Source organism: Glycomyces amatae, assembly GCF_020991375.1.
GTDB lineage: Bacteria > Actinomycetota > Actinomycetes > Mycobacteriales > Micromonosporaceae > Glycomyces > Glycomyces amatae.
This window is the reverse complement of the sequence record NZ_JAJLQZ010000005.1, coordinates 318,093-343,145: the sequence shown is the minus strand read 5'-3', so window position 1 is coordinate 343,145 and position 25,053 is coordinate 318,093. Positions and strand designations below refer to the sequence as shown.

Genomic DNA, 25,053 nt, shown 5'->3' with positions numbered 1-25,053 from the left:
CGGGGCGGGCCGGACAACGGCCGCCCGGGCCCGCGGACACCGCCCGACCGCCCCTCCCAAGACGCGCTGGGGAGCGCCCGCGCCGGTCGCGGAGCCGCCGTTCGGCTCCGCGACCGGCGCTTTTCGCCGCCTCGGCCGAGAACTGTCGCACCCCCGAGGCAGGGTTGAGACCGGGGGCCCATCGATGTCCGATTTGCACAGACCCTCCGTTCACATTCACCTGCCCGGCCCCGCCGGATCAGCGCGCGCTCACCGGCCCCGGAGTGCTCGCCTACACCGCGATCGCCGCGAAGCCCGACGAGGGCCGGGGCCGCCGCGTCGGGTTCAACGGGCGGTCGGAGCGCGCCGTCGCCGACCGGCTGCGCGGCTTCGGCATGGGCACCGCGCTCGCCGACGAGACGGCCTCGCTGTAGTACGCCTCGCTCGGCGAGGGCGCCCACAGCGAGGTCACCGAAGCGGTCGAACGCCTCACCGGGGCTGCGCCGCGGAGCTTCGACCGGTTCATGGCCGCGCAGCCCGAGGCGTTCCCGGCCCTTGCGGCGGCGTAGGCGCGCGACCTGCTCGCTCGCGGCCCGGCCGTTGCAGCGGCCGGGCCGAGCGCGCTCTGGTCCTCGCCTCGGTGCGACCGGTCGGCGGGCTCGGCGGCGGCGTAGAATAATGGCGTGATGCTCGATCACTCCTCCCCGGCGGCCCGCCGGTGAGCTTCCAGACGCTCGCGCGCCGCGTGCGCGACCCGAAGCTCCCGCTCGGCCTGCGCTACGCGGCGCTGCGCTCGGCCCTTGAGCACTACCGCCGCATCGGGTACGACGCGGCCTGGGCGTTCATCACCCGCGACGACGCGCGGCCCGGTTCGGCGGCGGGCCCGCGCCGCCTCGACGAGTCCGGGCTGCTGAAGGCCTTGGGACGCATCGAGACCAGCCGGGCGGCATGGCTCGCCGAGGCGGCCGCGTTCGCGGAGCGCCGCACCGCGCTGAAGCGCCTGCGCCTGCCCGCCGACCGCGACGAGGTCCGGTACCGGTTCGGGCGCCGCTGGCCCGGGCCCGACGCGTATGAGGCGACGGCCTTCGCTGTGGCCTATCAGTGGCAGCGACGAACGACGCGCCGGGAGGAGCCGCCGACGCGGCCCTTGATAGAGCCGCTCGAGGCCGAGCTCGCCCCGCTCGTGGACGCCTACCTCGGCGGCGGGCTCGACGCGGCGGGACGGCGGCGGCTTCCGGAGCTCATGGAGCGGCTGGAGGCGGCGGTCCTCGCGCTGTACACCGAGCACGGCGTCCGGGCACCGGTACTGCCGCTGCGGCGGACCGCCGAGCTCATCCGCCACGACGCGCTGCCGCTGGTGCGGCGCGGTTGGACCGGCGACGCGGAGCGGGTGACCGAGGTCTTCTGGGCCGCCCGCAGCGAGATGGCGTACCTTCCTGCGCTGCACACCTACGACGAGACCGCCTGGTGGGTCAGGGAGGTGATGATCCCGTCCTCGGAGCTGTGGATCGCCGAGCGGCGCGGGACGCCGGTCGGGTTCGCGGCCTTGGACGGGAACGTGCTCGCCCACCTCTACGTCGAGCCCGCCTCGCAGGGGCTCGGCGTCGGCGAGGCCCTGATCGCGAAGGCGAAGCGGCGCCGGAAGGGCCTGGACCTCCAGGTGTTCGAGCAGAACCACGGCGCCCGCGCCTTCTATGCGCGGCACGGGTTCTCGTTCGTGATGGAGACGCTCGGCAACGAGGAGCGGCTGCCCGCCCTGCACCTGCTCTGGCGCCGTTAAGGTTGATGTCGTTCGGTTGAAGGGCCGGCGGCGGTGTCGGGCTTGCCTCTCCCGCTGGTCGGTTCCGATCGGAGGAGACAGGTCCTGGGTCGAAGGCCGAATCCCGCGGATGGAACAGCGCGGGTCCGGTCGGGGACGCATTTCCGAAGCCGGGCCGGTGCTCAGTAGGGGTTCGGGCGAGCGGCGACGGAGGCGTGGAGGCCGGGCGGGGGCGGGCTGCCGGGGCCGGGCGGGTGCTCGAGTGGGGTTCAGGCCATCAGCGACGGTGTGGCGGAGGGGTCGGTCCTGGGTGGGCTGCCGGGGCCGGGGTGGTGTGGGTGGCGCCGGAATCGGGCGGCGGCGATGGTGGTGAGGCCGGTGGGGCCGGTGGTTGCCGGTGCGGTGGCGGCTCGGCCGGTCCTCGCTGCGGCGGCTCGGCCGGTCGCCGCTGCGGTGGGGCCGGTGCCGGTCATCGCTGCGGCGGCGGTGGTGTCGGTGGCGGCCGGGTTCGACCAGGCGGCCTGTCGCCCGGCGGCCTGGCGCGCGGTGGGTGCCGCCGGTGTCGCGGTGCAGGGCATCGTCGTGGTCGTGGTCATGGTCATGGTCATGGTGGGTTCACCTCCTCCCGGTGGGTGTGGTCGCGGGCACGCGGATACGCGGTCGTTTGCGTGCCGCCTGGTGGCGTCGCTTCGCAGCGCCTCTCGCAGCGGGGTCTCGCATCGCCGTCGAGTAGCCGCCGCCGTGCGGCCATGGCCTGCCGGTCCCGCCGGTTCTCCCTGGCGTGTGGACCTGCCGGGCCTGTCGGGTCTTCCCCTCCTGTCCTGTCCTGTGGTGGTGGTGGTCGGGTGGGTGTGCTGGATACGCCCGGGGGTGTGTGCGGGACTCCGACTGTGCTGGCCGGCGGTACCTCCTCAAGGAGGCCGCACTCCCGTCACATGCCCGTAGACCGCGGTGACGGTGGTACCAGCGCAGGACCGGAACGCGGGACAAACAACCCCCGTCCTAGCTGCGAGGGCGGCCCCGACACCAGTGGGCGGTACGAGCGGCCAGAGGCTGTCGTAGTCTGCATTAAATGAACACATCTCGTTCGCTTGCACTGATTCCGTAACCCTGTACGTACCACCAATCATCCCCCCACCAGCCCCACCCCGGCAACACCCACACGGGTAGAGAACCCTCACGTTTCCACCGGTGTCCCTGCACCGCAACAACACCGACCACCGGATCCACAATGGCGCCCCGCCCGCCCGACCCTCCACTACCTCGGGCCCGCCAACCGACCCCAGCCCCGCGCACACCGCTTCGTCGCCGCCGCCCTGACCGCTGCTCCAACGCGATCGGCAACCGGCCGACCCGCCCCCGCGCCACCCCTGCCCCACCGTCGCCGCCCTCAGCTCGAACCCCGCCGGCCCGGCCCCGCATACCCACACGCACTCCCCGCCCGCCCTCTCGTCGCCGCCGTCTGAAGCCGGACCCCGCCCCCTACTGCCACCGGCTCCAGGCGCACGGCCCCGGCTGCCGGAAGGCCGGACCCGCCGATCTCCAAGATCCTCTCGCACCTGCCATCCACCACCGACGCACCGACGCACACCGAGCGGCGTTGGACCCACAACCCCACGCCGCGCGCTCGTCGCGACCGCGCCCCAAGGGCCGGGAGCTCAGCTCCGCAACTGCTTTGCGAGGTCTGCGACGGTGGCCAGGGCGCTCGCGGCCGCCGTCCGCTCGACCTCGGTCAGGTCGGTTGCGGCGATCCGGTCGAGCAGCTCGGCGGCCTTCGCGTCGTCGGCCTGGCGCAGCGCCAGTTCGGTCCGGTAGACGAGCGCGTCGAGGAGTTCGGGTTTCGGCGCTTCGTCGGCGCTCCGGGCGAGGGTCGAGTCGAGGATGCGGACCGCCTGCGCGGTGTCGCCTTTGGACTCGCCGAGGACGATCGCCTTCACGAGGGTCCGGCCCAGCCTGCTCTGCGGCGCTTCGGGTTTCTCGTCGTCGGCGTCCTGCGGGAAGAAGCGGATCACGTTGCCGCTGGGGTCGGTCAGGGAGAACCCGGCCCGGTTGCCGGTGTTGGCCCGCTTGCGCGGGCGGGTCACGCGCGGCAGGCCGGAGACCAGGACCTTGCCGTGGACCTCGCGCATGCCCGCCGCGAACTCGTCCCACAACTCCCCCGTGTCGGGGACGAAGACCAGGCAGGTGCCCAGGCTCTGCTCGGGGTCGAGGCCGTCGACGCCGAAGAAGTGCAGCTGCCAGTCGTCGCGGGCCATGACGATGTACGGGTTGGGGCGGGTCTGGTGGTGGGTCCGCTCGAACCCGAGCATCCGGTAGAAGTCGCTCGTCTCGTCGATCGAGGCGCACGGCAGCAGGGGGATCGTGGTCGTGCGGGTCATGGGTTTGCTCCTGGTTCGAGTGCGGCGGTGAGGGCCCGCAGCGCGGCCGTGGCGGTCTCGACCTGGGCCGGGTCGAGCGCCGCGGCGAGCTCGTCGGCCCAGACGGCGTGGCGGCGCTCGACGTCGGCGAGGGCGCGGCGTCCGGCCTCGGTCGGGGCGAGGAGCTTCGCGCGCCGGTGCCGGGGGTTGTCGGTGAACGCGGCCAGGCCTTCGGCGACGAGGGCGTCGGCGGTCTGCCGGACGCTCTGGCGGCGCAGGCCCATGGTGCGGGCGACGTCGGCGACGGTCTGCGGGGCGTGGTCGATCACGCCGAGGACCTGCCAGCGGGCGCTGGTGAGGCCGGCGGGCCGGGCGAGGTCGTCGCCGGCGGCGAGGAGGGCGCCGTTGGCGCGGAAGACCTCGATGACGAGGTCGGACGCGGCGAGGGCGCGGGGACTCAACGGCTCCACGCCCTCGACACTAGATCATTGACAGGTACCTGTCAATTCAGGGAGGCGCCCATGCGCTCGACGGCCTCGGTGAGGATCTCGGGCGTGGTCGCGTAGTTGAGCCGCACGTGGCCCTTCCCGCCCGTGCCGAAGGGGAGGCCCGAGTTGACGGCGACGCGGGCGCGCTCGAGGAAGTGCGCCGCCGGATCGTCGCCGAGGCCGAGGTCGCGGCAGTCCAGCCAGGCCAGGTACGTGCCCGGCTGCGGCCGGTACCGCGCCTGCGGCAGGTGCTCGGCCACCGCGGCGGCCAGGAGGCGGCGGTTCTCGGCCAGGTCGGCCACGAGCGCGTCGAGCCACGGGCCGCCCTCGCGGAAGGCGGCGGCGTGGGCGAGCGCGCCCAGGTGGCTGATGCTGGTGCTCATCTCCTCGGGCATGCGCGCGAGGTCGACGGCGGCGTCCGGTCCGGCCATGGCGACGGCGCCGCGCAGCCCCGGCAGGTTCCAGGCCTTGGCCGCGGAGGTCACCGCGAGGCCGTCCGCGGCGCCCGCCACGGCGAGGTAGGGGGTGAAGGCGGCGTCGGGCGCGACGAGCGGCGCGTGGGCCTCGTCGGCGACGACCCGGACGCCGTAGTCGGCGCTCAGGCGGGCGACGCGCTCCAGCTCGGCCCTGGCGTGGACGGTGCCGGTCGGGTTGTGGGGGCTGCACAGCAGGTAGACGGCGCGGCCGCCGCGCCCGAGGGCGAGTTCGAAGGCCTCGGCGAGGGCCGCGAAGTCGATGCGGTGGTCCGGTCCCAGCGGCGCTTCGATCACCTTGCGGCCGTTGAAGGCCGGGAACCGGTGGAAGGGCGGGTAGACCGGGCTGTTGATGACCACGGCGTCGCCGGGGCGGGTGAGGACCTTGATCATCTCGACCACGCCGAGCATCATGTCGGGCACGGTCCTGACGCGGTCGGGGTCGAGGTCCCAGCTCCAGCGCTCGGCGGCGAAGGCCGCGACGGCCTCGGCGTAGCCGCTGCCGGAGGGGTAGCCGGTGTCCCCGGCGGCCATGGCGTCGGTGACGGCCTTGGCGATCGGTTCGGCGACCAGGACGTCCATCTCGGCGACCCACAGGGGCAGCACGTCGGCCGGGTGGGTCCGCCATTTCGCACTGGTGCGCTGGCGGAGCTGGTCGAGGGTGAGTTGCCGCAGCGGATTGCCGGGCAGATCGAGTGCGGCATTTGTGACGACGCTCATATACATAACGGTATCGGAGTTTTGACTCCCTGTCACCTTGTGACAGAGGGGATCACACGAGGTGGTGGCCGTCACGGGAAAGGATCCCGCGAAACCCTTTTAGTTCGTAATACGAACTATTATGGTTCGTGTTACGAACTACTTTATCCGGAGGAGAACATCATGACGCAGCAGGGACGCACCGTGGCCGTCGTCGGCGGCGGATACGGCGGGGTCGCCGTCGCCAAGGCCTTGGACGAGCACGCCGACGTGGTCCTCATCGAGCCCAAGGACGCCTTCGTCAACGCCGCCGCCTCGCTCCGCGCGGTGGCCCGGGCGGGCGAGTGGGCCGAGCAGCTCTTCTACCCCTACGACAAGCTCCTGAAGCACGGCAGGCAGATCCGCGAGTACGCGTCCGCAGTGGACGCGAAGGGCGTCACCCTCGCCTCGGGCGAGCGGGTCGAGGCCGACTACATCGTGGTGGCGACCGGCTCGGGCTACCCGTACCCGGCCAAGACCCGCACCGACTCGGCCGCCGAGTCCGCGGCGCAGTTCGAGGCCACCCACGCCGAGCTCGCCGGGGCCGAGCGGGTGCTCATCGCCGGGGCCGGACCGGTCGGCCTGGAACTGGCCGGCGAGATCAAGTCGGCCTGGCCCGAGAAGGCCGTCACCGTCGTCGACCCGGGCGAACAGCTGCTGCCGGGGTACGCCGACGAGCTGCGCGCCGACCTCCACGACCAGCTCGAGGAGCTCGGCGTCGAGCTGCGGCTGGGCGCGGCGCTCGACACCGAGCCCGACGTGGAGCCCGGCAGGGCCGGGGCCGTGGCGGTCGCGGTCGGCGGCGGGAAGATCGAGGCCGACATCTGGTTCCGGGCCTACGGCGCCACCGTCAACTCCGGCTTCCTGGGCGACGGCCTCGCCCCGCTGGACGGGCACGGGAGGCTCCCGGTCACCGAGAAGCTCAATGTGGACGGATACGGGCACGTGTACGCCGTCGGCGACCTCACCGACGTGGCCGAGGAGAAGCGCGCCGGGAACGCCATGCAGCACGCGGAGGTCGTGGCGGCCAACATCATCGCGCAGCTCGGCGGCGAGGAGCCGGTGCGGGAGTACCGGCCGTCGCCGCTCCCGGTGGTACTGCTGCCGCTCGGTCCCGAGGGCGGGGTCGGGCAGATCCCCTCGGAGGACGGACCGAGCCTCCTGCCGAGGTCGGCCGTGATCGAGTGGAAGGGCCGCGACCTCATGCACGGGAAGTTCGCCGAGCTGTTCGGCCTCGCCTAGGGCCCGCAGACCCGGTCCCGCCGATCGTCACGGGGCCGAGAGCCCCCGCAGCGACCCGCTGCGGGGGTTTCGCCGTGCGCGGGGACGGATGGTCCCAGGGGGTGTTGACGAACCCCCGGCGAGTCGGTGTCCGAGTCCGTGAGTCGGTTCGGGTCGCCAGGCGGCAGGCGCTCCGGATACCGGTGTCGCATACGGAGGGCCGACACCGCGGCGATGCGGGTCATCGGCCGGCCGCCGCGCAGCGGCGTCCGGTCCGGGTGGCGACGGGAGGACGGGCCGGACAACGGCCGCCAGGGGTCGGTCAACACCCTTTAGGGCCGCGGGTCCCCGCCGTGTCCGATGCGGCGGCGGGCGGCCGCTCGCTCAGCTCCCGCCGGCCGAGGGGCACTCGCCGTCGGTGAAGACCACCGGCACCTCGTTGTCGGTGACCACCTTCGCGAGCAGGCCGACGAGCACGGCGCGCTCGGCCTCCGAGAGGCCGAGCGGCAGCTCGGCGACGCGGCGGGTGGTCGCGTCGTGGAACTCCTCGGCGAGCTGGGCGCCCTTCGCGGTGAGCGCGACCCGGAAGGCCCGGCCGTCGCCGGGGTCGGCCTCGCGGCGCACCAGGTCGCGCTTGGCGGAGCGGTCCACGAGGCCGGAGATGCTGGACTTGGCGAGGCCGAGGGTCTTGGCGAGCTCGAACATCCCGTACGGGCGGGCCATGAGCACGCACAGCAGTTGGGCCTGCGGCACGGTGAGGTCGAAGTCGCGGACCGAGTCGGCGTAGACGGCGTCGACCAGGAAGGCCGTGCGCACCAGCACGGTGCCCATGCCCATCGGCTCGTCCGCGTGTTCCTCCATGCGCCAAGCATACTCGCAGGCCACGACCGGTGGCGGGTGTCGTCGGCCACGCGGGCCGGCTCAGGTCCCGCGGCAGGCCCGCGCTCCGTCCGGGTCGGGGCGGCGCCGCGCGGCGGCGTCCGGTCCGGATAGCGGCCGGCCACGGGAGGACGGGCCGGATGCGGACCGACCGGGTCATGGAACAGGGCCTAGGTGCTCGCCAACGCGGGTTCGCGCTCCGGTTCCGGACGGGCTCGGCGCCGGACGAGGCGGTCGACCAGGGCCAGGCCCGGCGCGGTCGCGAAGGTGGTGGCGACCGCGACGACCACGATCATCGCGTGCGCCGCCGGGTCGATCAGGCCCGCCCGCAGCCCGATGTCGAGCGCCACCAGCTGCATCAGGCCGCGCGCGTTCATGTAGCAGCCGATCCGGGCCGCGTCGGCCCACGTCTCCCCCGCCAGGCGCGCGGCGGCGGTGCACGCCCCGAGCTTCCCGGCGAAGGCCAGCGCCACGAGCGCCCCGGCGCCCGCGAGGAGCCCGGCCCCGTCGATGAGCCCCAGGTCGGTGTTCATGCCCGAGTGCACGAAGAACAAGGGCAGGAACAGGACCGTGGTGAGCGGGCGGATGCGCTCGGCCAGGACCTCGGCGGCGGCGCCGCGCGGGACGGCCGCCCCGAGGGCGAACGCGCCGAACACGGCGTGGATCCCGATGAGCTCGGTGAACCCGGCGGCGGCCAGCAGCCCGAGCGCGGCGGCGACGAGGACGGCGTCGCGGCCGGGGTTCCGGGTCGCGATCCAGCGGTCGGCCGCGCGGCGCACGAGCGGCAGCGCGGCGGCCAGGACCAGCAGTCCTGCGACGGCGATGACGGCGGAGGCGCCGCTGCCGGTCCCGAAGGCGGCCAGGACCACGGCGAGGAGGATCCACGCGGCCGCGTCGTCGAGGGCCCCGGCGGTGAGGGACACCGACCCGAAGCGGGTGCGCACGTCCCCGTGGTCGGCGATCATGCGGGCCATCACGGGGAACGCCGTGATCGCCAGGAGCAGGCCGATGAACAGGGCCCCGATCGCGGGGTCGACCCCGGCGGGGAAGAGGCCGAGGGCCGGTCCGGCCCACAGCGCGAAGCCGAAGCCGAGCGCGAGCGGGACGACCATGCCCGCGCCCGAGACGGCGAGGCCGACGCGGGCGGTGCTGCGCAGCCGCCCGATCGGGAACTCGAGGCCGACGGTGAACATGAACAGGACCAGGCCGATCTGGCTGACCCCGTCGATGACGGTGACGAGCTCGGGGCCGAACAGGGTCCGGTGCGCCTCGGGCGCGACCATGCCGAACAGGCTGGGACCCAGGAGGATGCCGACGAGGATCTCACCGAGGACGGGAGGCTGCCCGAGGCGGCGGCAGACCGCGTGCGCGGCCCGGCAGGCGAGGACGACGACCAGCAGGGCCAGCAGGAGTGCGGCGGTGGCGCTCATGTTCGCGGCGGCCGGCTCAGACCGCGTCGGGGTCGCCGGTCTTGGGCGGGCTGGTCTCGACGATCGCGATGACGTCGGCGATGGTCTCGGCGTCGTTCATGCGGGTGTCGTCGACGGCGACGCGGAACTCGCGCTGGAGGCCGAGGGCGGTCTCCAGGCGGCTGAGCGAGTCGAGGTCGAGGTCGTCGAGGCGGGTGTCGGGGGTGAGCTCCTCGGGGCTCGCCTGGCACCATTTGGCGACGACGGCGGCGACGCGGTCTGCGGTGGTCATGATCGGCCTGCTTTCCGTGGGTGGGTGTCGGGCCAGCGCAGCAGCGCCGAGCCCCAGGTGAACCCGCCGCCGAAGGCGGTCAGGAGGACGGTGTCGCCGGGGTCGAGGCGTTCTGCGCCGCGGGCGCGGTCGAGCGCGAGGGGGATGGAGGCGGCGCCGGTGTTGCCGACGCGGTCGAGGTCGACCAGGAGCCGGTCGTGGCCTGCGCCGAGTTCGTCGGCGACGGCGCGGAGGATGCGGACGTTGGCCTGGTGGCCGCAGATGCGGTCCACTTCGGAGGGTTTGACGCCGGCGCGGTCGAGCACGGTCCTGGAGGAGGCGCTCATGCGGGCGACGGCCTGGAGGAAGACCTCGCGGCCGTCCATGGCCATGAAGTAGGAGGACGGGTCCGGTCGCGGCCGCCCGCCTTCGGCGTCGAGGAGGCGGGCGCGGGAGGCGGAGCCGGGGGCGGCGAGGCGTCCGGCTCCGGTGCCGTCGCTGCCGAGGTCGGTGGCGAGGAGCGCGCCGGGTTCGCCGGGGTCGCCGGCCCGCAGGAGGACCGCTCCGGCGCCGTCGCCGAAGAGGGGGTGGACGGTGCGGTCGGCGGGGTCGGTGAGGGTGGAGGCGGTCTCGGCGCCGGCGACGAGGACGCGGCGGGCCCCGGTGGCGATGAGCCCCGCGGCGGTGGCGAGGGCGTAGACGAAGCCGGAGCAGGCCGCGTTGAGGTCGAAGGCGGGGACGGCGCCGAGGCCCAGCGCGGCGGCGGCGAGCGGCGCGGTGGCGGGGATCTGGTAGTCGGGCGTGTAGGTGGCGACGATGAGCGCGTCGACGGCGCCGTTGAAAGCGCCGTCGGCGGAGGTGAGCCCGGCGTCGGCGAGCGCGCCGCGGGCGGCCTCGGCGGCGAGCGCCGAGGTCGGGGTGGTGTGGTCGGCGAAGCGGCGGGAGCGGATGCCGGTGCGGCGCTCGATCCACTCGGGGGTGACGTCGAGGCGGGCGGCGAGCTCGTCGTTGCCGACGGCGCGCTCGGGAAGGGCCGAACCGAGTCCGGCCACGACGGCGGCGGCGGTCATCGGGACTCCTCGGGGATCGGGAACGTCTCGAGCTGCCACGGGTAGTGCGGCAGGCGAACGAAGGCCGCGGTGTCGTCGAAGACCTCGGTCCAGTCGACCGGGCGGCCTTCGCGGAAGTCGGCGCCCGGGCCTTCGGCCTCGGGGGCCTCCCCCGCGGCGACCGCGGCCAGTGCCGCGGCGAGGCCCGCGTGGCTCTCGGCCGCGACCGCGGCCCGGTGGGCGTGGTGCGTGGTCCTGACGGCCGCGCTGTAGCAGAGGTCGCGCAGCGCATGGCCCGCGCCCTTGCCCGCCAGCCACTCCGCGACGTTCCGGGCGTTGTCGCGCAGCGCCTGCTCGGTGGCTCCTGAGAGGACGAACGGGTACGCGCGGCCGTCGTCCGGGGCGGCCTCGCGGCGCGGGGCCTCGGCGAGCACGATGTGCGCGTTCGCCGCCGAGATGCCCTGGCCGCTGACGCCCGCGATGAGCGGCCTGCCGCGCCCGTCGAGGTCGACGCCGCCCGTCGGCACCTCGAGCGGCAGTGCGTCCCAGGCGATCTTGGGGTTCGGGGTCTCGTAGTGGAGGCTCGCCGGGAGTCGCCGGTGCTGGAGCGCGAGCGTGGACTTGATGACCGCGGCGACCCCCGCGGCGCCCTCGGTGTGCCCGATGTTGCTCTTCACCGAGCCCACGAGCGCGGGCCGGTCGGCGGGGCGGCCCTTGCCGAGGACCTCGCCGAGCGCGGCGAACTCGATCGGGTCGATGAGCGGCGTGCCCGTGCCGTGGGCCTCGATGAAGTCCACGTCGGCCGCGTCGACCCCCGCGTCCTCGTAGGCCCAGCGCAGCATCTGCGCGTGGGTCTCGGCCGAGGGCGCCAGGAGCGACCCGGAGGCGCGGCCGTCGTTGCTCATGTTGCCGCCCAGGACGAGCGCCCGCACCGGGTCGCCGTCGGCGAGGGCCTTCGACAGGGGCTTGAGGACGACGACGGCGGCGCCGTCGGAGGGCGCGAAGCCGTCCGCGCGGGCGTCGCCGAACTTGCAGCGGCCGTCGCGCGCCAGCATCCGCGCCTGCGACAGGAGGAGGTCCTCCTCGGCGTTGAGCTTGAGGTTCACCCCGGCGACCACGGCCGCCTCGGTCTCCCCGGCGCGCAGCGACAGGCACGCGAGGTGCAGGGCGCTCAGGGAGGACGAGCACGCGGTGTCCACGGTGATGCTCGGCCCGCGCAGGTCGAACTCGTAGGCGAGGCGCCCGGAGAGGACGCTGCGGAGGTTGTAGACGACCGAGGGCGTGATGGCCTCGGGTCCGCGGCGGGCGATGACGTCCCAGAAGTCGAGGTTCATGTTGCCGACGTACACGCCCGTGCGGGTCCCGCCGACCGCCTCGCGGGTGAGCCCGGCGTCGGCGAAGGCCTCGTAGGCGGCCATGAGGAGCAGCCGCTGCTGCGGATCCAGGTGGGAGGCCTGGGCGCGGGTCATGCCGAAGAACGGCGCGTCGAAGTCGAAGGCGTCCGCGAGGTAGCCCGAGCGTTTCGCGATGACCTTGCCGAGCTCGGGCTCGGGCGAGTACATCGCCTCGGCGTCGTAGCGGTCGGTCGGGGTGGGGCCGGTCGCGTCGCCCCCGGCGAGCAGCAGCTCCCACAGGGCGTCGACGTCGGCGGCGCCGGGGAAGCGGCAGCCCATGCCGACGATCGCGATCGGTTCGCGGCGGTACTCCATGCGTGGCCTCGTTTCGGAAGGGGCGGAAGGGGAGGCGCGGGGCCCGGGAGCCGGGCCCCGCGGCCGGTCAGGCGTTGAGGTAGATGAGGACGCCGGCGACGGCGCTGAGCACGCCGAACAGCGGGGCCCCGGCGGCCTTGGCGGCCGGGTCGCCGGCCTTCAGGTGGGTCACGAGCGCCCCGGCGGTGAGCAGGACGAGGCCGACGGCGGCGGCGACGCCGACCCACCAGAAGTCGGCCACGAGCGCCCCGACCGCGAGGCCCGCGCCGCCGAGGAATTCGAGGACGCCGATGCCCTTGAAGGCGTTGTAGGACATGCCGAAGCGGTCGGCGTCGGCCTTGGCCGGGGGCAGCGACAGGATCTTGACGACCCCGGACGCGGCGAAGGCGAGCGCCAGCAGCAGGGCTATGACGATGGTCGCGATGTTCATCAGTTCTCCGTGTTGTGATTGCCGTGTTGTCGTCGGGCACCCGAGTCGGGGCACGAGCAGCCGGAGTCCAGGCAGGACTCCGCTCCTTCCCAGGTCTTGAAGCGGCGCATGCCGTACAGGAGCGGCCGCGGCTCGCGGTGGGCGGTCACCCCGGCGACCTCGCCGAGGACGACCACGTGGTCGCCGATGCTGTAGGTGCTCGAGACCCGGCAGTCGGCGGTGGAGTGGGCGTCGGCGGCCAGGTGCGGGCCCGCGGCGCCCGGCTCCCAGTCGACGCGGGCGAACCGCTCGGGGTCGCCGGAGGCGAACAGCTCGGCGACCGACCGCGACTCGCCGTCGAGGAGGTTGACGGTGAAGGCGCCGGAGGCGAGGACCGCGCCGGCGGTCGGGCCGGACTCGCGCAGGCACACCAGCAGCGTCGGCGGCTCCAGGGCGACCGAGCACAGGGACGAGCAGGTCATGCCGAACGGCTCGCCCTCGGGGTCGTAGGCGGCGACGACGGCGACGCCGGTGGGGAAGGCCGCCATGAGGGTCCGCAGGTCCCCCGCCGCGGCGGCGCGGCGGTCGGCGGGCGCGGCGGGCCGCGCGGTGGCGTTCACGCCGCCTCCCCGGGCGGGCCGCAGGTGTAGGGGGAGTCGCCCTCCAGCTCCTCGACGGTGAACCCGGCGGTGGAGGCGTACTCGTCCGAGATCCTCTGGAGCTCTTCGGGGCTGAAGACGTCCTCGATGCGGTCGAAGCCCTGCGGGGCCCGCTGCCAGGCGAGGTCGATGACGCGCTCGGGCCCCATGCGGCGGTTGGCCTCCTGGACGCCGCGGGTGGCCGGGAGCCGCTCGGACTCGTAGGCGCGCAGCGCGGTCGGCGCGTCGGGCGCGGTGTGGAGGTGCCAGGCGAGGGCCCTCGCGTCGATGATCGCCTGGGTCGCGCCGTTGGAGCCGACGGGGTACATCGGGTGGGCGGCGTCCCCCAGGAGCGTGACGGGGCCGTCGTTCCAGGCCGGCAGGGGCGGGCGGTCGAGCATGGGGTACTCGTGGATCTGCTCGGCGGCGCCGATGAGGCCGGGGATGTCGACCCACGGCGCCTTCCAGTCGCCGAACTGGGCGAGGACCTCGCGCTTGCGGGCGGCCGTGGTCGTGGCGGCGGAGGGGCCGTCGGCGGGGCGGCCGGTGACCCAGTTGACCAGGGCGAGGCCCGTCTCGTCGGCGGGCCGGATCGGGTAGATGACGAACTTGGCGCGGTCGTCGCCGAGGACGGTCATGGACGCGCCGGTGAGGAACGGGCGGGCGCGGGTGGTGCCGCGCCACATCATGAGCCCGTTGGTGCCCGGTGCGGGCTCGCCGGGGCGCATCGCGGCGCGGACGGCGGAGTGGAGGCCGTCGGCGCCGATGAGGAGGTCGGCGTCGAGGTCGCCCGCGGGGGTGTGGACGCGGACGCGGTCGCCGTCCCTCGTGTAGCCGGTGACGGGCCGTCCGGTCCGGACGGTGCCGGGGCCGGTCTCGGCGGCGACGGCGTCGGCGAGGTCCCGCTGGAGGAGGCCGCGGTGCAGGGAGTACTGCGGGAAGCGGTGCCCGGCGAGGCGGCCGCGCGGCTCGGACCAGACCAGGTCGCCGCGCCGGTTGTAGAAGGCGAGCTCGGCGGTCGGGACGGCGTGCGCCTCGACGGCGCCTTCGAGGCCGAGGGCGTGGAGTTCGCGCACGGCGCTGGGGAGGATGTTGAGGCCGACCCCCAGGGGGCGGAGTTCGGGCGCGGCCTCGAGCACGGTGAGGTCGCGGTGCCCGGCGCGGTGGAGGCTCAGGGCGGCGGTGAGGCCGCCGATCCCGGCCCCGGCGATGACGATCCTCATGCGGTCCTCCCGGCGGGGGCGGGCGCGAGGGCCTTGGCGGTCACGGCGTTCTCGCGGGTGAGGTCCAGGATGGACTGGAGGAGGCCGATGGAGCCGCCGCCGCTGCCGAGCTCGTAGAGGCGGACCTCCTCCTTGTAGGCCTTGCGGGCGATGCCGAGGTGGCGGCCTCGGAAGACCACCAGGGAGCGCATGACCCGGTGCAGGGCCGTCAGGTGCGCGCCCCAGGGGGCCGGGTCGGGCTCGGCGGCCTCGCGCAGGCGCCGCACGATGGAGGGCCGGTCGCGCCACTGCCGCACCAGTCCCCGCCAGGCCGGGAGGGTGTGCTCGGCGGACTCCTCGAGGAACGCCTCGTAGGCGGGGTCGTTGTCGTCCGAGGCCCACAGGGCGAGGTCGGCGAGGTAGAGCGGGACGTGGGCGGCGGCCGGGCCGAGCCAGTCGCGCCCGGCGACCGCGACCTCCTCGTAGTAGGGGCGCATCTGCTGGGCGAAGAACTCCGGGGAGACGCGGGCGACGACGTCGGCGATGACGGTCTCGAAGGCCGCCAGGTGGTCGCCGAGCTCCTGGAGGAGCGGCGCGAAGGCGGGGTCGGCGACGTCGGTGTCGGCCAGGGCCGCGCAGCGTTCGAGGGCCTGGCCGAGTTCGGGGATGGAGGCGCGGGGGCCTCCCATGAGGACGGTCTCCTGGGGGTCGCCGGTGTACATGCGCTGCCGGGGGCCCAGGGGGTTCCACTCGGTGTAGTGGTGGACGGTGTCGCGCGGGATCATCTCGGTGCGCCGCCCCAGTTCGACGAGCACGGTCTCGAGGCCGGGCACCTCGGGGAGCGGCTGGACGCCGTGGCGCTTGATCGAGCCGAGCAGCAGGCCGAGGTCGCGCATGGCGGCCAGGCACTCGCAGAAGTCGAACGCGGCCACCTCGGGCAGGCTCGGGGTGAGCCGGCGCAGCGCGGCGGTGAGGGCCCGGACGTCGGCGCCGGCGTTCATGGCCGGGACGGCGGCCAGCGGCCCGTCGGCGCCGAGGGGGTCGAGTCCGGCCGTGCGCGCCCCGTCGAAGCGGGCGTCGCGGAGTCGGGGGTCGGCCAGGTGCATGGTGGTGTCGCCCTTCGGGAGAGGGCCGGGCCCGGCGGCAGAGGAGTGCCGGGCCCGGCGCGTCGTGGCCCCCGCGGTCGGCGCGGGGGCTCGCCGGAGGCTCCGGCTACTTCCCGTGCAGTCCGCGCAGGAACTCGTACGTGGTGGGGAGGGTCTCCAGGAGCCGGTCGCGCTCGGCGGCTATCCGTGCGAAGATCGGCTCGGCCCCGGCGGCGTCGGCGGGCCGGTGGGACTGGTACGGGTAGGTGCGCTCGGGCAGGAAGTCGAGCCCCGAGAAGATGCAGTAGAAGCTGCCGTTGGTCCAGAAGTTGCGGAACTCGGCCTCGAAGTTGTCGTAGTAGGTGGCCTCGTCGTTCACCGGCTGGTTCACCGGCAGCCCGGCGCGGTACATGTCGACCTTCTCCTGCATCCCGGGGTCCAGCACCAGGTTCTTGTTCTCCCTCCAGAAGGGGGTGTCATTGCGGGGCGCGAACTTGAAGTGCGCCTGGAGGAAGTCGCGGGTGTCGTCGAACATGGTCTCGATCTCGGCGTTGAAGCGCTTGGTGAGCACCGGGTCGAAGTTCTTGTCCGGGAAGTGCTTGACGAGCTGGTAGGCCGCGGCGTAGGTGAAGTAGATGCCGGTGGACTCCAGGGGCTCGACGAAGCACGAGGCGAGGCCGACGGAGACGACGTTCTTGACCCAGGCGCGGCGGTTGCGGCCCACGCGGAACGAGACGTGGTTCAGGTCCGTGTTCTCGGGGTCGAGGCCCCACAGCCTGCAGAAGTCCTCGGTGGCGGTGTCGCGGTCGGTGAAGCGGCTGGAGAAGACGTAGCCCGAGCCGAAGCGCCCGAGCATCGGGATCTTCCAGGTCCAGCCGCTCTTCATCGCGATCGAGGAGGTGTAGGGCTCGACGCCGTTCGCCTCGTCGTCGTGGGGGACGGAGGCGGCCACGGCGCTGTCGCACATGAGGTAGTCGCTCATGTCGAGGAACGGCTCGCGCATGACCTGGTTGATGAGCAGGCCCCGGAAGCCGGAGCAGTCGACGAACAGGTCGCCCTCGATGGTCCTGCCGGCCTCGGTCTTGAGCGCGGTGACGAAGCCGCGCTCGTCGCGGACGGCCTCGGTGAAGCGGTCCTGCACGTGGTCGACGCCGAGGGTCTTGGTCGCGAAGCGGGACAGGAAGTCGGCCACGAGGTGGGCGTCGAAGTGCCAGGCGTAGTTGGTCCAGGCGTTGCCGTCGCGGTCGCGCGGGGAGAGCTTGGCGTCCATGACGGCCGGTTCGCGGTAGCAGGCGTAGTCGAACTGCTCGTCGGTGCGCCCGGCGCGGCGGGCGGCGTCCCAGTAGTGCGAGAGCGGGAGCCGCTCGTGGGCGGGGAGGATGCCGAAGGTGTGGTAGAAGTGGTCGGGTTTGCCGCGGTGGTCGCGGGAGTGCGGCACCCCTTCGCCCTCGGTGCGCCAGTTGACGAACTTGACGGCCATCTTGAAGCTCGCGTTGCACTCGCGCATCCACTCGTCCTCCTCGATGCCGAGGAACGAGAAGAACGCCCGGTGCAGGTTGGGGACGGTGGCCTCGCCGACGCCGATCCTGGGGATCGCGGGCGCCTCGAGCACCGTCACCTTCACGGTCCCCTGGAAGGCCTTGGCCACGTAGGAGGCCGTCATCCAGCCGGCCGTGCCGCCGCCGAGCACGACCACGTTCCGGATCCGGTGGTCGGTGGGAGAGGTGTCCATGTGCTGGCTCCTGTCCGACGCGCCGCCGAGGCGAATGCGTCCTGGTGTTCGAATCTGAGTCCGGCACCGACGCTACGGAGGGCGCGGGATTGTCGACCAGCGGCGCGGTTGTTGCGCGACAACGCGACCGCGGAGCGCATCGGCGGACAACGCCGCGCGGGCCGCGCCGCGTCCTTCTTTCGACGGCTTCGCGGCCCCGGCCCGCAAATGTTCGCTCTGCGCGCATCGCACCGAGTCAATACAATGTGAAGCGTCCACGGGGGGACTCGAACCGGCTTGACTTCGAGGCGAAGAGCGAGGGTATGGGACGACCAGAGCAACCGATCGACCCGCGGCAGGGTCCGCTCGAGCAGTTCGCGCAGCGGTTGCGCGAGCTCCGCGCCGCCGCGCCGGAGGACCGCACCTACCGGGCGATGGCCGCCCGCGCCCACTACTCGGCGTCCACGCTCGCCCGCGCGGCCTCCGGCAGGGAGGTGCCGTCCCTGGAGGTGACCGTGGCCTACGCGGCCGCGTGCGGCGCCGACCCCGAGACGTGGGCCCGCCGGTGGCACCGGCTCCAACACGACCTCGCGGGGGCGCCCGCGCCGGCGCCGGCCCCCGCCCCGCTGCCCTACCAGCTCCCCGCCGACCTGCCCGACTTCGCCGGGCGCGCCAAGGAGACCGAGTGGCTCCTGGAGACGACCCTCGCGCGCCTCGACGAGGCCGACCGCAGCTCCCCCACCGTCCTGGGCGTCACCGGCGGCCCCGGCGTGGGCAAGACCGCGCTCGCCGTCCACCTCGCCCACCGGCTCGCCCCCGAGTACGCCGACGGCCAGCTGTTCATCAACATGCGCGGCTTCGACGAGCGGCGGCTGTCCCCCGAATCGGTGCTGCGCCAGTGCGTCCGGGCCCTCGGGCACCCGGACGAGCGCGTGCCCGCCGATCCCGACGAGCTCGCCTGCGCCTACCGGTCGCTGCTGCGCCACCGCCGCTGCCTGCTGGTGTTCGACAACGCCCGCGAGGAGGCCGACCTGCGTCCGCTCCTGCCGGGCGCGCCCGGGTGCCTGGTGCTGGCGACCAGCCGCAACAACCTCATCGGCCTCGAAGGGGCCCGGACGCTCAAGCTGGAGCCGTTCAGCGCGGCCGAGTCGCTCGAGCTGCTGGGGCGCATCGCCGGGACCGGGCGGGTCGCGGCCGAGCCGGCGGCGGCCGCCGAGCTCGCCGAGCAGTGCGGGCACTACCCGCTGGCGCTGCGCATCGCCGGGGCCCGGCTCGCCTCGCGTCCCCAGTGGAAGGTCACGACGCTGACCGAGCGGCTGCGCGACGAGGCCCGCCGCCTGGCCGAGCTCGAGGCCGGGGACCTGCGGCTCATGGAGGCGTTCTCCATGTCCTACCGGGCCCTCGAGGACGCCGAGCGGCTGCTGTTCCGCAGGCTGGGAGCGTTGTTCCCCGGCGTGGACTTCGGGCCCGCGGTCGCCGCGCGCCTGGCCGGGATCGGCGAGGGCGAGGCCGAGCTCCGCCTCGAGACCCTGGTCGACGCGAACCTCCTGGAGAGCTCGGGGCCGAGCCGCTACCAGATGCACGACCTGCTGCGGCTGTACGCGGCCACGCGGTGGGTCGCCGAGGACGAGCCCGACGACGCCGCCCGGCGGCTCCTCGCCTGGTACACCGGGACCGCCGCGGCCGCGACCCGGCTGCTCATGCCCGACTGGTTCGCACTCGACGTCCCGGCCCTGCCGGACGCGCCGATGTCGAACGCCCGCGAGGCCCTGGAGTGGTACGAGCGCGAGCGGCACAACATCGCCGCGCTCGTGCGCTTCGCCTCCGAGACCGGCGAGGACGCCCTGTCGTGGCGGCTCGCGTACGCGGCGGGCGGGTTCTTCGTCCTGCTGCGGCACTGGCAGTCCTACGCGGCCACCGGGGAGACCGCGCTCGCCGCGGCGCGGCGCGCGGGCGACCGCGCGGTGGCCGCGGCCCTGGCGGTCAACCTCGCCGCCGCCTACACCGAGCTGCGCCGCTCCCGCGACGCGATCGACCTGCTGCGGGACGCCGCGGCGTTCTACGAGGAGGCCGGGGACGCGACCGGGCTCGTGCAGGCCCTCGGCGGGCTCAGCCACGCCTGCGTCGTGCACGACCGGGTCGGCGAGGCCCTCGAGCACGCCCGGCGGGCCTACGACATCGCCGAGCGGGCCGGGGACGCCTGGGGCGAGGGCGGGAGCCTGTGCGCGATCGGGCGGGCGTACATCGCGCAGGGCCGGTTCGAGATGGCGCTCAAGATGTTCCAGGCCGCCCTCGACCGCTCCGAGGTGATCGGGAACCGGTGGGCGCAGATGCGCTCGCTCCAGGTGATCGCCGAGACCTGCCGGGAGATGGACGACCACGGCCGGGCCATGGCGGCCTACGGGAAGGCGCTGGGGCTCGCCGCCGAGATCGGCGACCAGCTCAGCGAGGGCCGGTTCCGCTACCGGATCGGGAACCTGCGGTTCGACCTGGGCGAGATCGCGGACGCGCGCGCGGAGTGGCACGAGGCCGAGGCGGTGCTCGCGGCCGTGGGCGACCCGCTGGTGACGGCGGTGCGGGGGCGGCTGGAGCTCACCGAGCCGCTCACCGCCCCGCGCGGCGGGCGTCCGATCGGGAGGGCGGCGCGGTCCTGAGCGCCTCGGACGGGGGACGGCGCGACACGGCCGGAGCGATCTCGGGGCGGCCGGTCCCGTTCCGTATGCGGGACGGGCGGAACGGGGCCCCGAGGGGCCCGGATCGGGGGCGAGCGCGGCTCGTCTCCCGGTCCGCCGTGCAGTAGTCTGGAGCGACGTCCCGCACCGGCGGCGGGACCGGTCGCCTTCTGCCGCGCAGCGAGACGGGCGTGACGCGCCCGGCCGCCGCGTCGTCCCCGATCCCCTTGTCACCTCACCCCATTCAGCGCCGATTGGAACGACGTGAACGATGCAGCCCCGGAGTGGCCGGCCCCCGGCATCGACCCCGACGTGCCCTCGGCCGCCCGCGTCTACGACGCGCTCCTGGGAGGACGGGACAACTTCAAGGTCGACCGCGGGGCCGCCGAGATCTTCGAGCGGCTGAGCCCCCGGGTCCGGGAGGCCGCCCGCCTCAACCGGTCCGCGCTCCTGCGCGGCGTCCGGTACATGGTCGGCGAGGGCGGGATCGGCCAGATCCTCGACATCGGCTGCGGCCTGCCCGCCGAGGAGAACACACACGAGGCGGCCCAGGGGATCGACCCCGACGCGCGCGTGGTCTACGTCGACAACGACCCGATGGTCCTCTCGCACGGCCGGGCCCTGCTGGCCGACGACCGGACCACCACCGTGGTCACCGCCGACCTGCGCGACCCCTCGGGCATCCTCGCCAACCCCGACGTGCGCGCCCACCTCGACTTCGACCGGCCCGTGGGCCTCGTGATCGCCGGGACCATCATGCAGATCGCCGAGGGCGAGTCGCCCGACGCGATCATCGCCGAGCTCATGGCGCCCCTGGCCTCGGGCTCGCACCTGCTCATCACCGCCTGGCCCGACACCGGCGAACCGGCCCAGCACGGCCTGTCCCGGGCCTGCCTGGAGACCCTCGGCAACGGCTGGTGCCGCCCGGTCGAGCGGCTCGAACGCCACTTCCAGGGGATGCCGATGGTCCCGCCGGGCCTGGAGTACATCCCCCGCTGGCACCCGGGCGAACCGGACCGGGCGGTCCCCGCGGTCGACGACCTCGCGCCGTTCGAGCGCACCCACATGGCCGGGATCGCCGTCAAGCCCTGACCGGTCGGAGCCGGGGTCAACCGATCGGTTGACCGGACGGATCAACCGCGGCCCCCGCCGCTCGGGCGATGCCCGGCCGCGCCGCTCCTGCGAGTGTTGAGGACACACGAAGCGGAGCAGGGAGGCCGGTATGGCGTTCATCGAAGTCGAAGAACTGGTCAAGCAGTACGGTACGGAACGAGCCGTCGACGGCGTGTCGTTCACTGTGGACGAAGGCGAGATCTTCGGCATCCTCGGCCCCAACGGGGCGGGCAAGACCACCACCGTCGAGTGCCTCGAAGGGCTGCGCCGGCGCGACTCGGGCCGCGTCTCGGTGATGGGGCTCGACCCCGGGCGCGAGGGCACCGAGCTCAAGCAGGTCCTCGGCATCCAGTTGCAGGAGAGCCGCCTGCCCGACCGGCTCCGCGTCGGCGAGGCCCTGGACCTGTACGGCTCGTTCTACAAGCGGCGGGCCGACACCGACGAGCTCATCGAGAGGCTCGGCCTGGGCGGCAAGCGCAAGACCCCGTTCGGGAAGCTCTCCGGCGGCCAGCAGCAGCGACTGTCGATCGCGCTGGCGCTGGTGGGCAGGCCGAAAGTGGCGGTGCTCGACGAGCTCACCACCGGACTGGACCCGCAGGCGCGGCGCGACACCTGGGACCTCATCGAGCAGGTGCGCGACTCCGGGGTCACGATCATCCTGGTCACGCACTTCATGGACGAGGCCGAGCGGCTCTGCGACCGCCTCGCCGTGATCGACTCGGGCAAGGTCGTCGCCCTCGACACGCCCGCGGGACTCACCGCCCGCGCCGGGGACGAGCAGCGGGTCCGCTTCCGGCCCTCCGCCCCGTTCGCGGACGCGCTCCTGCTCGACCTGCCCGAGGTCGCCGAGGTGGCCCGCAGCGGCCCGCAGGTGGCCGTCACCGGCCGCGGCAACCTGCTCCAGGCCGTCACCTCCGTCCTGGCGCGCAACCACATCGTCGCCGCGGAGCTGCGCGTCGAGCAGGTCAGCCTCGAGGACGCGTTCGTGGCCCTCACCGGCAAGACCCCCGAGAACTGAACCGCCCCAGGAGATCAGGAGCATCCCCATGTCATCGACACTGAAACTCGTCCAGACCGAGGCCCGACTGTTCCTGCGCGACCCCATGTCGCTGTCGGTCGGCCTCCTCCTCCCCACCGTCGTCCTGATCGGACTCGGCGCCGTGCCGATGCTGCGCGAGCCCTCGGCGGAGTTCGGCGGCGTCCGGTTCATCGACTACTTCGCGCCCTCCCTGATCGTCATGTGCGTGGGCGTGGTGGGCCTGACGAACCTGCCGGTCATGATGGCGACCTACCGCGAGCAGGGCGTCCTGCGCCGCATGAGGACCACCCCGGTGCACCCCGGCAGGCTCCTGCTCGCCCAGCTCCTCGTCAACCTCGGAGCGGCCCTGGTGTCGACCCTGCTCGTGGTCGCGGCCGGACGGATCGCCTACGGCGTGCCGCTGCCGGAGAACCCGCTGGGGTTCGCCGCCGCGTTCCTCCTCGGCATCGGCGCGGTCTTCGCGATCGGTATGCTGGTCGCGGCCCTGGCCCCGACCATCCGCGCCGCCACCAGCATCGCGAGCGTGCTGTTCATGGCGGCGATGTTCTTCGGCGGCGTGTACATCCCGAGGTTCATGCTGCCGGACGCGGTCGTGCGCATCGGCGACTACATGCCGCCGGGCGTGCAGGCGCTCCTCGACACCTGGGACGGGGCCGCCCCCTCTGCGGTGCAGCTGCTCGTCATGGGCGCGACCGCCGTGGTGGCCGGAGTGCTCGCAGGCCGAATGTTCAGGTGGGAGTGACATGAAGACGCCAGGGTCGCCGACCGCCGCCGATTTCAGGCGGCGGCAGTCGAGGATCGACGCCGGCTACAACCGGCTGCTCAACCGGCTCCCGTACGCGACCCTGGCGTTCAGCGTCGCCCTCACGCAGCTCCTCTCCGACGCGGGGATCGGCGAGCGGCTCGCCACCCTCGCGATCGCCGCCGCCACCGCCCTGTGGGTGCTGGTGATGTACCCGCGGCAGGACACGCGGCACGACGCGGGGACGGGGTGCGCCGATCCCGCCGCGTTCTCGTGGCGCCTCACCGTGTACTTCTTCGTCATGCTCGCCCTGGCCGCGGTGCTGACCAGCCGCGACATGCTCTACTTCATCTTCGGCGCCACCGGGTTCTTCCACGCCGCGCTGCTGGGGCCGCACCGGCTCGTGGTGGTCGGGATCGCGGCGTCCTCGGTCGTGGTGAACGCCCCGATCCTCAGCGGCGGGCTGAGCACCGACATGGTGACGATCTACCTCATCGTCCTGGCGGTGCAGATCACGGCCATCAGCGTCGGGTACCGGATCAACGACCAGATGACGCGGCTCCAGGACGAGCGCCAGGAGGCCCTCCGCTCCAGGGAGGAGGCCCTGGAGGAGAACGCCGGGCTCCACATGCAGCTGCTCACCCAGGCCCGCGAGGCGGGGGTCCTGGACGAGCGCCAGCGCATGGCCCGCGAGATCCACGACACCGTCGCGCAGGGCCTGGCGGGGGTCATCGCGCAGCTCCACGCGGTCGACGGGTCCGACGAGGAGGCGCAGCGGCGGCGCCACCTCGACAGCGCGCTCGACCTCGCCCGCGACAGCCTGGCCGAGGCGCGCCGGACCGTGCAGGCCATCGGGCCGCCCGCGCTGGAGTCCTCGCAGCTGCCGGAGGCCCTCGCGGAGGTCTCGTCCAAGTGGTCGGCGTCCGCGTCGGTCCCGGTGGAGCTGGTCACGACCGGCGAGGCCCGCCCGATGCACCCGGAGGTCGAGGTGACGCTGCTGCGGATCGCGCAGGAGGCGCTGACGAACGTGGCCAAGCACGCCGAGGCGGGCCGCGTCGGCATCACGCTGTCGTATATGGAGGATCAGTTGGCGATCGACGTCCGCGACGACGGGCTCGGCTTCGAGACGGGCCGCGCCAAGACCGTCGAGAAGGGCGGCGGGTACGGGCTGTCGGCGATGCGCCAGCGGGTCGGGCGCCTCGACGGGCGGCTGTCGGTCGAGTCCGAGCCGGGCCGGGGCACCGTGGTCTCGGCGAGCGTCCCGGCGATCGCGCAGGCGGTGCCCGGTGGCGCCTGAGCCGATCCGCGTCCTCATCGTCGACGACCACCCGGTGGTGCGCGACGGGCTGCGCGGCATGTTCGACCGGACCGAGGACGTCGACGTGGTCGGCGAGGCCGCGGACGGGCGCGAGGCGGTGGACCGGGCGCTCGCGCTGGGACCGGACGTGATCCTCATGGACCTGCGCATGCCCGGGACCGACGGGGTGAGCGCCATCCGGGAGCTCGCGGCGCGGCGCGTGGACGCGAAGGTGCTGGTGCTGACCACGTACGACACCGATTCGGACGTGCTGCCCGCGATCGAGGCGGGCGCGAGCGGCTACCTGCTCAAGGACGCCTCGCCGGAGGAGCTGCGGCGGGCCATCCGCGCGGCGCACGAGGGCGGGACGGTGCTGGCGCCGTCGGTCGCGTCGGTCCTGATGGACCGGGTCCGCAGGCCCGCCGCGGCGGCGGGGCCGCTGAGCGAGCGGGAGCTGGAGGTGCTGGCGCTCATCGCGAGGGGCCGCAGCAACCGGGAGACGGCCGCCGAGCTGTTCATCTCCGAGGCCACCGTCAAGACGCACCTGGTGCACGTGTACGCGAAGCTGGAGGTCAACGACCGGGCCGCGGCGGTCGCGGCCGCGTACGAGCGGGGCCTGCTCCAGCCGAAGGGCCGCTGAGCGGCGATTCGCACCGTTCATCACCGTATGAAGGCCTCTTGCGCCGCAGTGTGACAGGCGCTTCAATGGAGGTCCCGCAGCCGTCCTGGTCCGGCCGGGCCGGGCCGCGTAGGCTCGATGCGGACCGCCGCCGCGCCACACGCTCCCGCCCTGCCGTGCAGCGTGTTCGAGAA

General features: G+C 73.9%; 23 protein-coding genes. 9 read left to right on the top strand and 14 right to left on the bottom strand.

What is annotated here, in order from left to right; translation table 11 throughout:
- The first annotated feature begins 263 nt into the window (after positions 1 to 263).
- Together LO763_RS10770 and LO763_RS29775 are read left to right on the top strand one after the other, a co-directional pair.
- Positions 264 to 413 carry a hypothetical protein gene (locus LO763_RS10770; protein WP_230601985.1) on the top strand — a complete coding sequence of 50 codons (150 nt, stop codon included), beginning with the start codon at positions 264 to 266 and terminating at the stop codon, positions 411 to 413.
- Between the two features lie 284 nt (positions 414 to 697).
- Positions 698 to 1,759, top strand: coding sequence for a GNAT family N-acetyltransferase (locus tag LO763_RS29775; RefSeq protein ID WP_230601984.1), 1,062 nt, complete (start codon positions 698 to 700; stop codon positions 1,757 to 1,759).
- A 248-nt stretch (positions 1,760 to 2,007) separates the two neighbouring features.
- On the opposite strand, the gene LO763_RS10760 is transcribed toward LO763_RS29775, so the two are convergent.
- The 4 genes from LO763_RS10760 to LO763_RS10745 form a co-directional block, all read right to left on the bottom strand.
- Positions 2,008 to 2,346: a hypothetical protein gene (locus LO763_RS10760; protein ID WP_230601983.1), complete on the bottom strand. Its 339-nt coding sequence runs from the start codon at positions 2,344 to 2,346 to the stop codon at positions 2,008 to 2,010.
- Positions 2,347 to 3,396: 1,050 nt separating this feature from the next.
- Positions 3,397 to 4,116: a DUF8817 family protein gene (locus tag LO763_RS10755; protein ID WP_230601982.1), complete on the bottom strand. Its 720-nt coding sequence runs from the start codon at positions 4,114 to 4,116 to the stop codon at positions 3,397 to 3,399.
- Positions 4,113 to 4,565, bottom strand: a complete 453-nt coding sequence (locus LO763_RS10750) for a MarR family winged helix-turn-helix transcriptional regulator (RefSeq protein ID WP_230601981.1) — start codon at positions 4,563 to 4,565, stop codon at positions 4,113 to 4,115. Before LO763_RS10750 ends, LO763_RS10755 begins: the two co-directional genes overlap by 4 nt.
- A 32-nt stretch (positions 4,566 to 4,597) precedes the next feature.
- Entirely contained in the window at positions 4,598 to 5,776 is a 1,179-nt protein-coding gene (locus tag LO763_RS10745) for a MalY/PatB family protein (RefSeq protein ID WP_230601980.1), read from the bottom strand.
- Positions 5,777 to 5,938: 162 nt separating this feature from the next.
- Here LO763_RS10745 and LO763_RS10740 point away from each other — a divergent pair, with 162 nt between their 5' ends.
- Positions 5,939 to 7,036, top strand: coding sequence for an NAD(P)/FAD-dependent oxidoreductase (locus LO763_RS10740; protein ID WP_230601979.1), 1,098 nt, complete (start codon positions 5,939 to 5,941; stop codon positions 7,034 to 7,036).
- Positions 7,037 to 7,399: 363 nt separating this feature from the next.
- Here the strand turns inward: LO763_RS10740 and LO763_RS10735 are convergent, their stop codons facing one another.
- From LO763_RS10735 to LO763_RS10690, 10 genes are all read right to left on the bottom strand, one after another.
- On the bottom strand, positions 7,400 to 7,876 hold the full coding sequence (locus LO763_RS10735; protein ID WP_230601978.1) for a MarR family winged helix-turn-helix transcriptional regulator: 477 nt from the start codon (positions 7,874 to 7,876) through the stop codon (positions 7,400 to 7,402).
- 188 nt (positions 7,877 to 8,064) lie between these two features.
- On the bottom strand, positions 8,065 to 9,324 hold the full coding sequence (locus LO763_RS10730; RefSeq protein WP_230601977.1) for a cation:proton antiporter: 1,260 nt from the start codon (positions 9,322 to 9,324) through the stop codon (positions 8,065 to 8,067).
- A 16-nt stretch (positions 9,325 to 9,340) separates the two neighbouring features.
- Entirely contained in the window at positions 9,341 to 9,595 is a 255-nt protein-coding gene (locus tag LO763_RS10725) for a phosphopantetheine-binding protein (RefSeq protein WP_230601976.1), read from the bottom strand.
- On the bottom strand, positions 9,592 to 10,644 hold the full coding sequence (locus LO763_RS10720; protein ID WP_230601975.1) for a beta-ketoacyl-ACP synthase 3: 1,053 nt from the start codon (positions 10,642 to 10,644) through the stop codon (positions 9,592 to 9,594). Before LO763_RS10720 ends, LO763_RS10725 begins: the two co-directional genes overlap by 4 nt.
- Positions 10,641 to 12,332: a beta-ketoacyl synthase N-terminal-like domain-containing protein gene (locus tag LO763_RS10715; RefSeq protein ID WP_230601974.1), complete on the bottom strand. Its 1,692-nt coding sequence runs from the start codon at positions 12,330 to 12,332 to the stop codon at positions 10,641 to 10,643. Before LO763_RS10715 ends, LO763_RS10720 begins: the two co-directional genes overlap by 4 nt.
- 67 nt (positions 12,333 to 12,399) lie before the next feature.
- On the bottom strand, positions 12,400 to 12,762 hold the full coding sequence (locus LO763_RS10710; RefSeq protein WP_230601973.1) for a DoxX family protein: 363 nt from the start codon (positions 12,760 to 12,762) through the stop codon (positions 12,400 to 12,402).
- A complete protein-coding gene (locus LO763_RS10705) occupies positions 12,762 to 13,361 on the bottom strand; it encodes a flavin reductase family protein (RefSeq protein WP_230601972.1) in 600 nt (199 codons plus the stop codon). The genes LO763_RS10710 and LO763_RS10705 overlap by 1 nt, the downstream gene beginning before the upstream one ends.
- Positions 13,358 to 14,602 (bottom strand): flavin-dependent oxidoreductase, encoded by a 1,245-nt coding sequence (locus LO763_RS10700; protein WP_230601971.1) that lies wholly within the window; start codon positions 14,600 to 14,602, stop codon positions 13,358 to 13,360. The genes LO763_RS10705 and LO763_RS10700 overlap by 4 nt, the downstream gene beginning before the upstream one ends.
- Positions 14,599 to 15,687, bottom strand: coding sequence for a monodechloroaminopyrrolnitrin synthase PrnB family protein (locus LO763_RS10695; RefSeq protein WP_230601970.1), 1,089 nt, complete (start codon positions 15,685 to 15,687; stop codon positions 14,599 to 14,601). Before LO763_RS10695 ends, LO763_RS10700 begins: the two co-directional genes overlap by 4 nt.
- A gap of 106 nt (positions 15,688 to 15,793) precedes the next feature.
- Positions 15,794 to 17,398 (bottom strand): tryptophan halogenase family protein, encoded by a 1,605-nt coding sequence (locus tag LO763_RS10690; protein WP_230601969.1) that lies wholly within the window; start codon positions 17,396 to 17,398, stop codon positions 15,794 to 15,796.
- 302 nt (positions 17,399 to 17,700) lie between these two features.
- Here LO763_RS10690 and LO763_RS10685 point away from each other — a divergent pair, with 302 nt between their 5' ends.
- From LO763_RS10685 to LO763_RS10660, 6 genes are all read left to right on the top strand, one after another.
- A complete protein-coding gene (locus LO763_RS10685) occupies positions 17,701 to 20,031 on the top strand; it encodes an ATP-binding protein (protein WP_230601968.1) in 2,331 nt (776 codons plus the stop codon).
- 282 nt (positions 20,032 to 20,313) lie between these two features.
- Positions 20,314 to 21,141 carry an SAM-dependent methyltransferase gene (locus LO763_RS10680; protein ID WP_230601967.1) on the top strand — a complete coding sequence of 276 codons (828 nt, stop codon included), beginning with the start codon at positions 20,314 to 20,316 and terminating at the stop codon, positions 21,139 to 21,141.
- A 130-nt stretch (positions 21,142 to 21,271) separates the two neighbouring features.
- Positions 21,272 to 22,180, top strand: a complete 909-nt coding sequence (locus LO763_RS10675; protein WP_230601966.1) for an ABC transporter ATP-binding protein — start codon at positions 21,272 to 21,274, stop codon at positions 22,178 to 22,180.
- 28 nt (positions 22,181 to 22,208) lie between these two features.
- Positions 22,209 to 22,943: an ABC transporter permease gene (locus LO763_RS10670; protein ID WP_230601965.1), complete on the top strand. Its 735-nt coding sequence runs from the start codon at positions 22,209 to 22,211 to the stop codon at positions 22,941 to 22,943.
- Between the two features lies 1 nt (position 22,944).
- Positions 22,945 to 24,240, top strand: coding sequence for a sensor histidine kinase (locus LO763_RS10665; RefSeq protein WP_230601964.1), 1,296 nt, complete (start codon positions 22,945 to 22,947; stop codon positions 24,238 to 24,240).
- Complete coding sequence (locus LO763_RS10660) at positions 24,230 to 24,880, top strand: response regulator (RefSeq protein WP_369431957.1); 651 nt, start codon at positions 24,230 to 24,232, stop codon at positions 24,878 to 24,880. Before LO763_RS10665 ends, LO763_RS10660 begins: the two co-directional genes overlap by 11 nt.
- Positions 24,881 to 25,053: the final 173 nt, after the last annotated feature.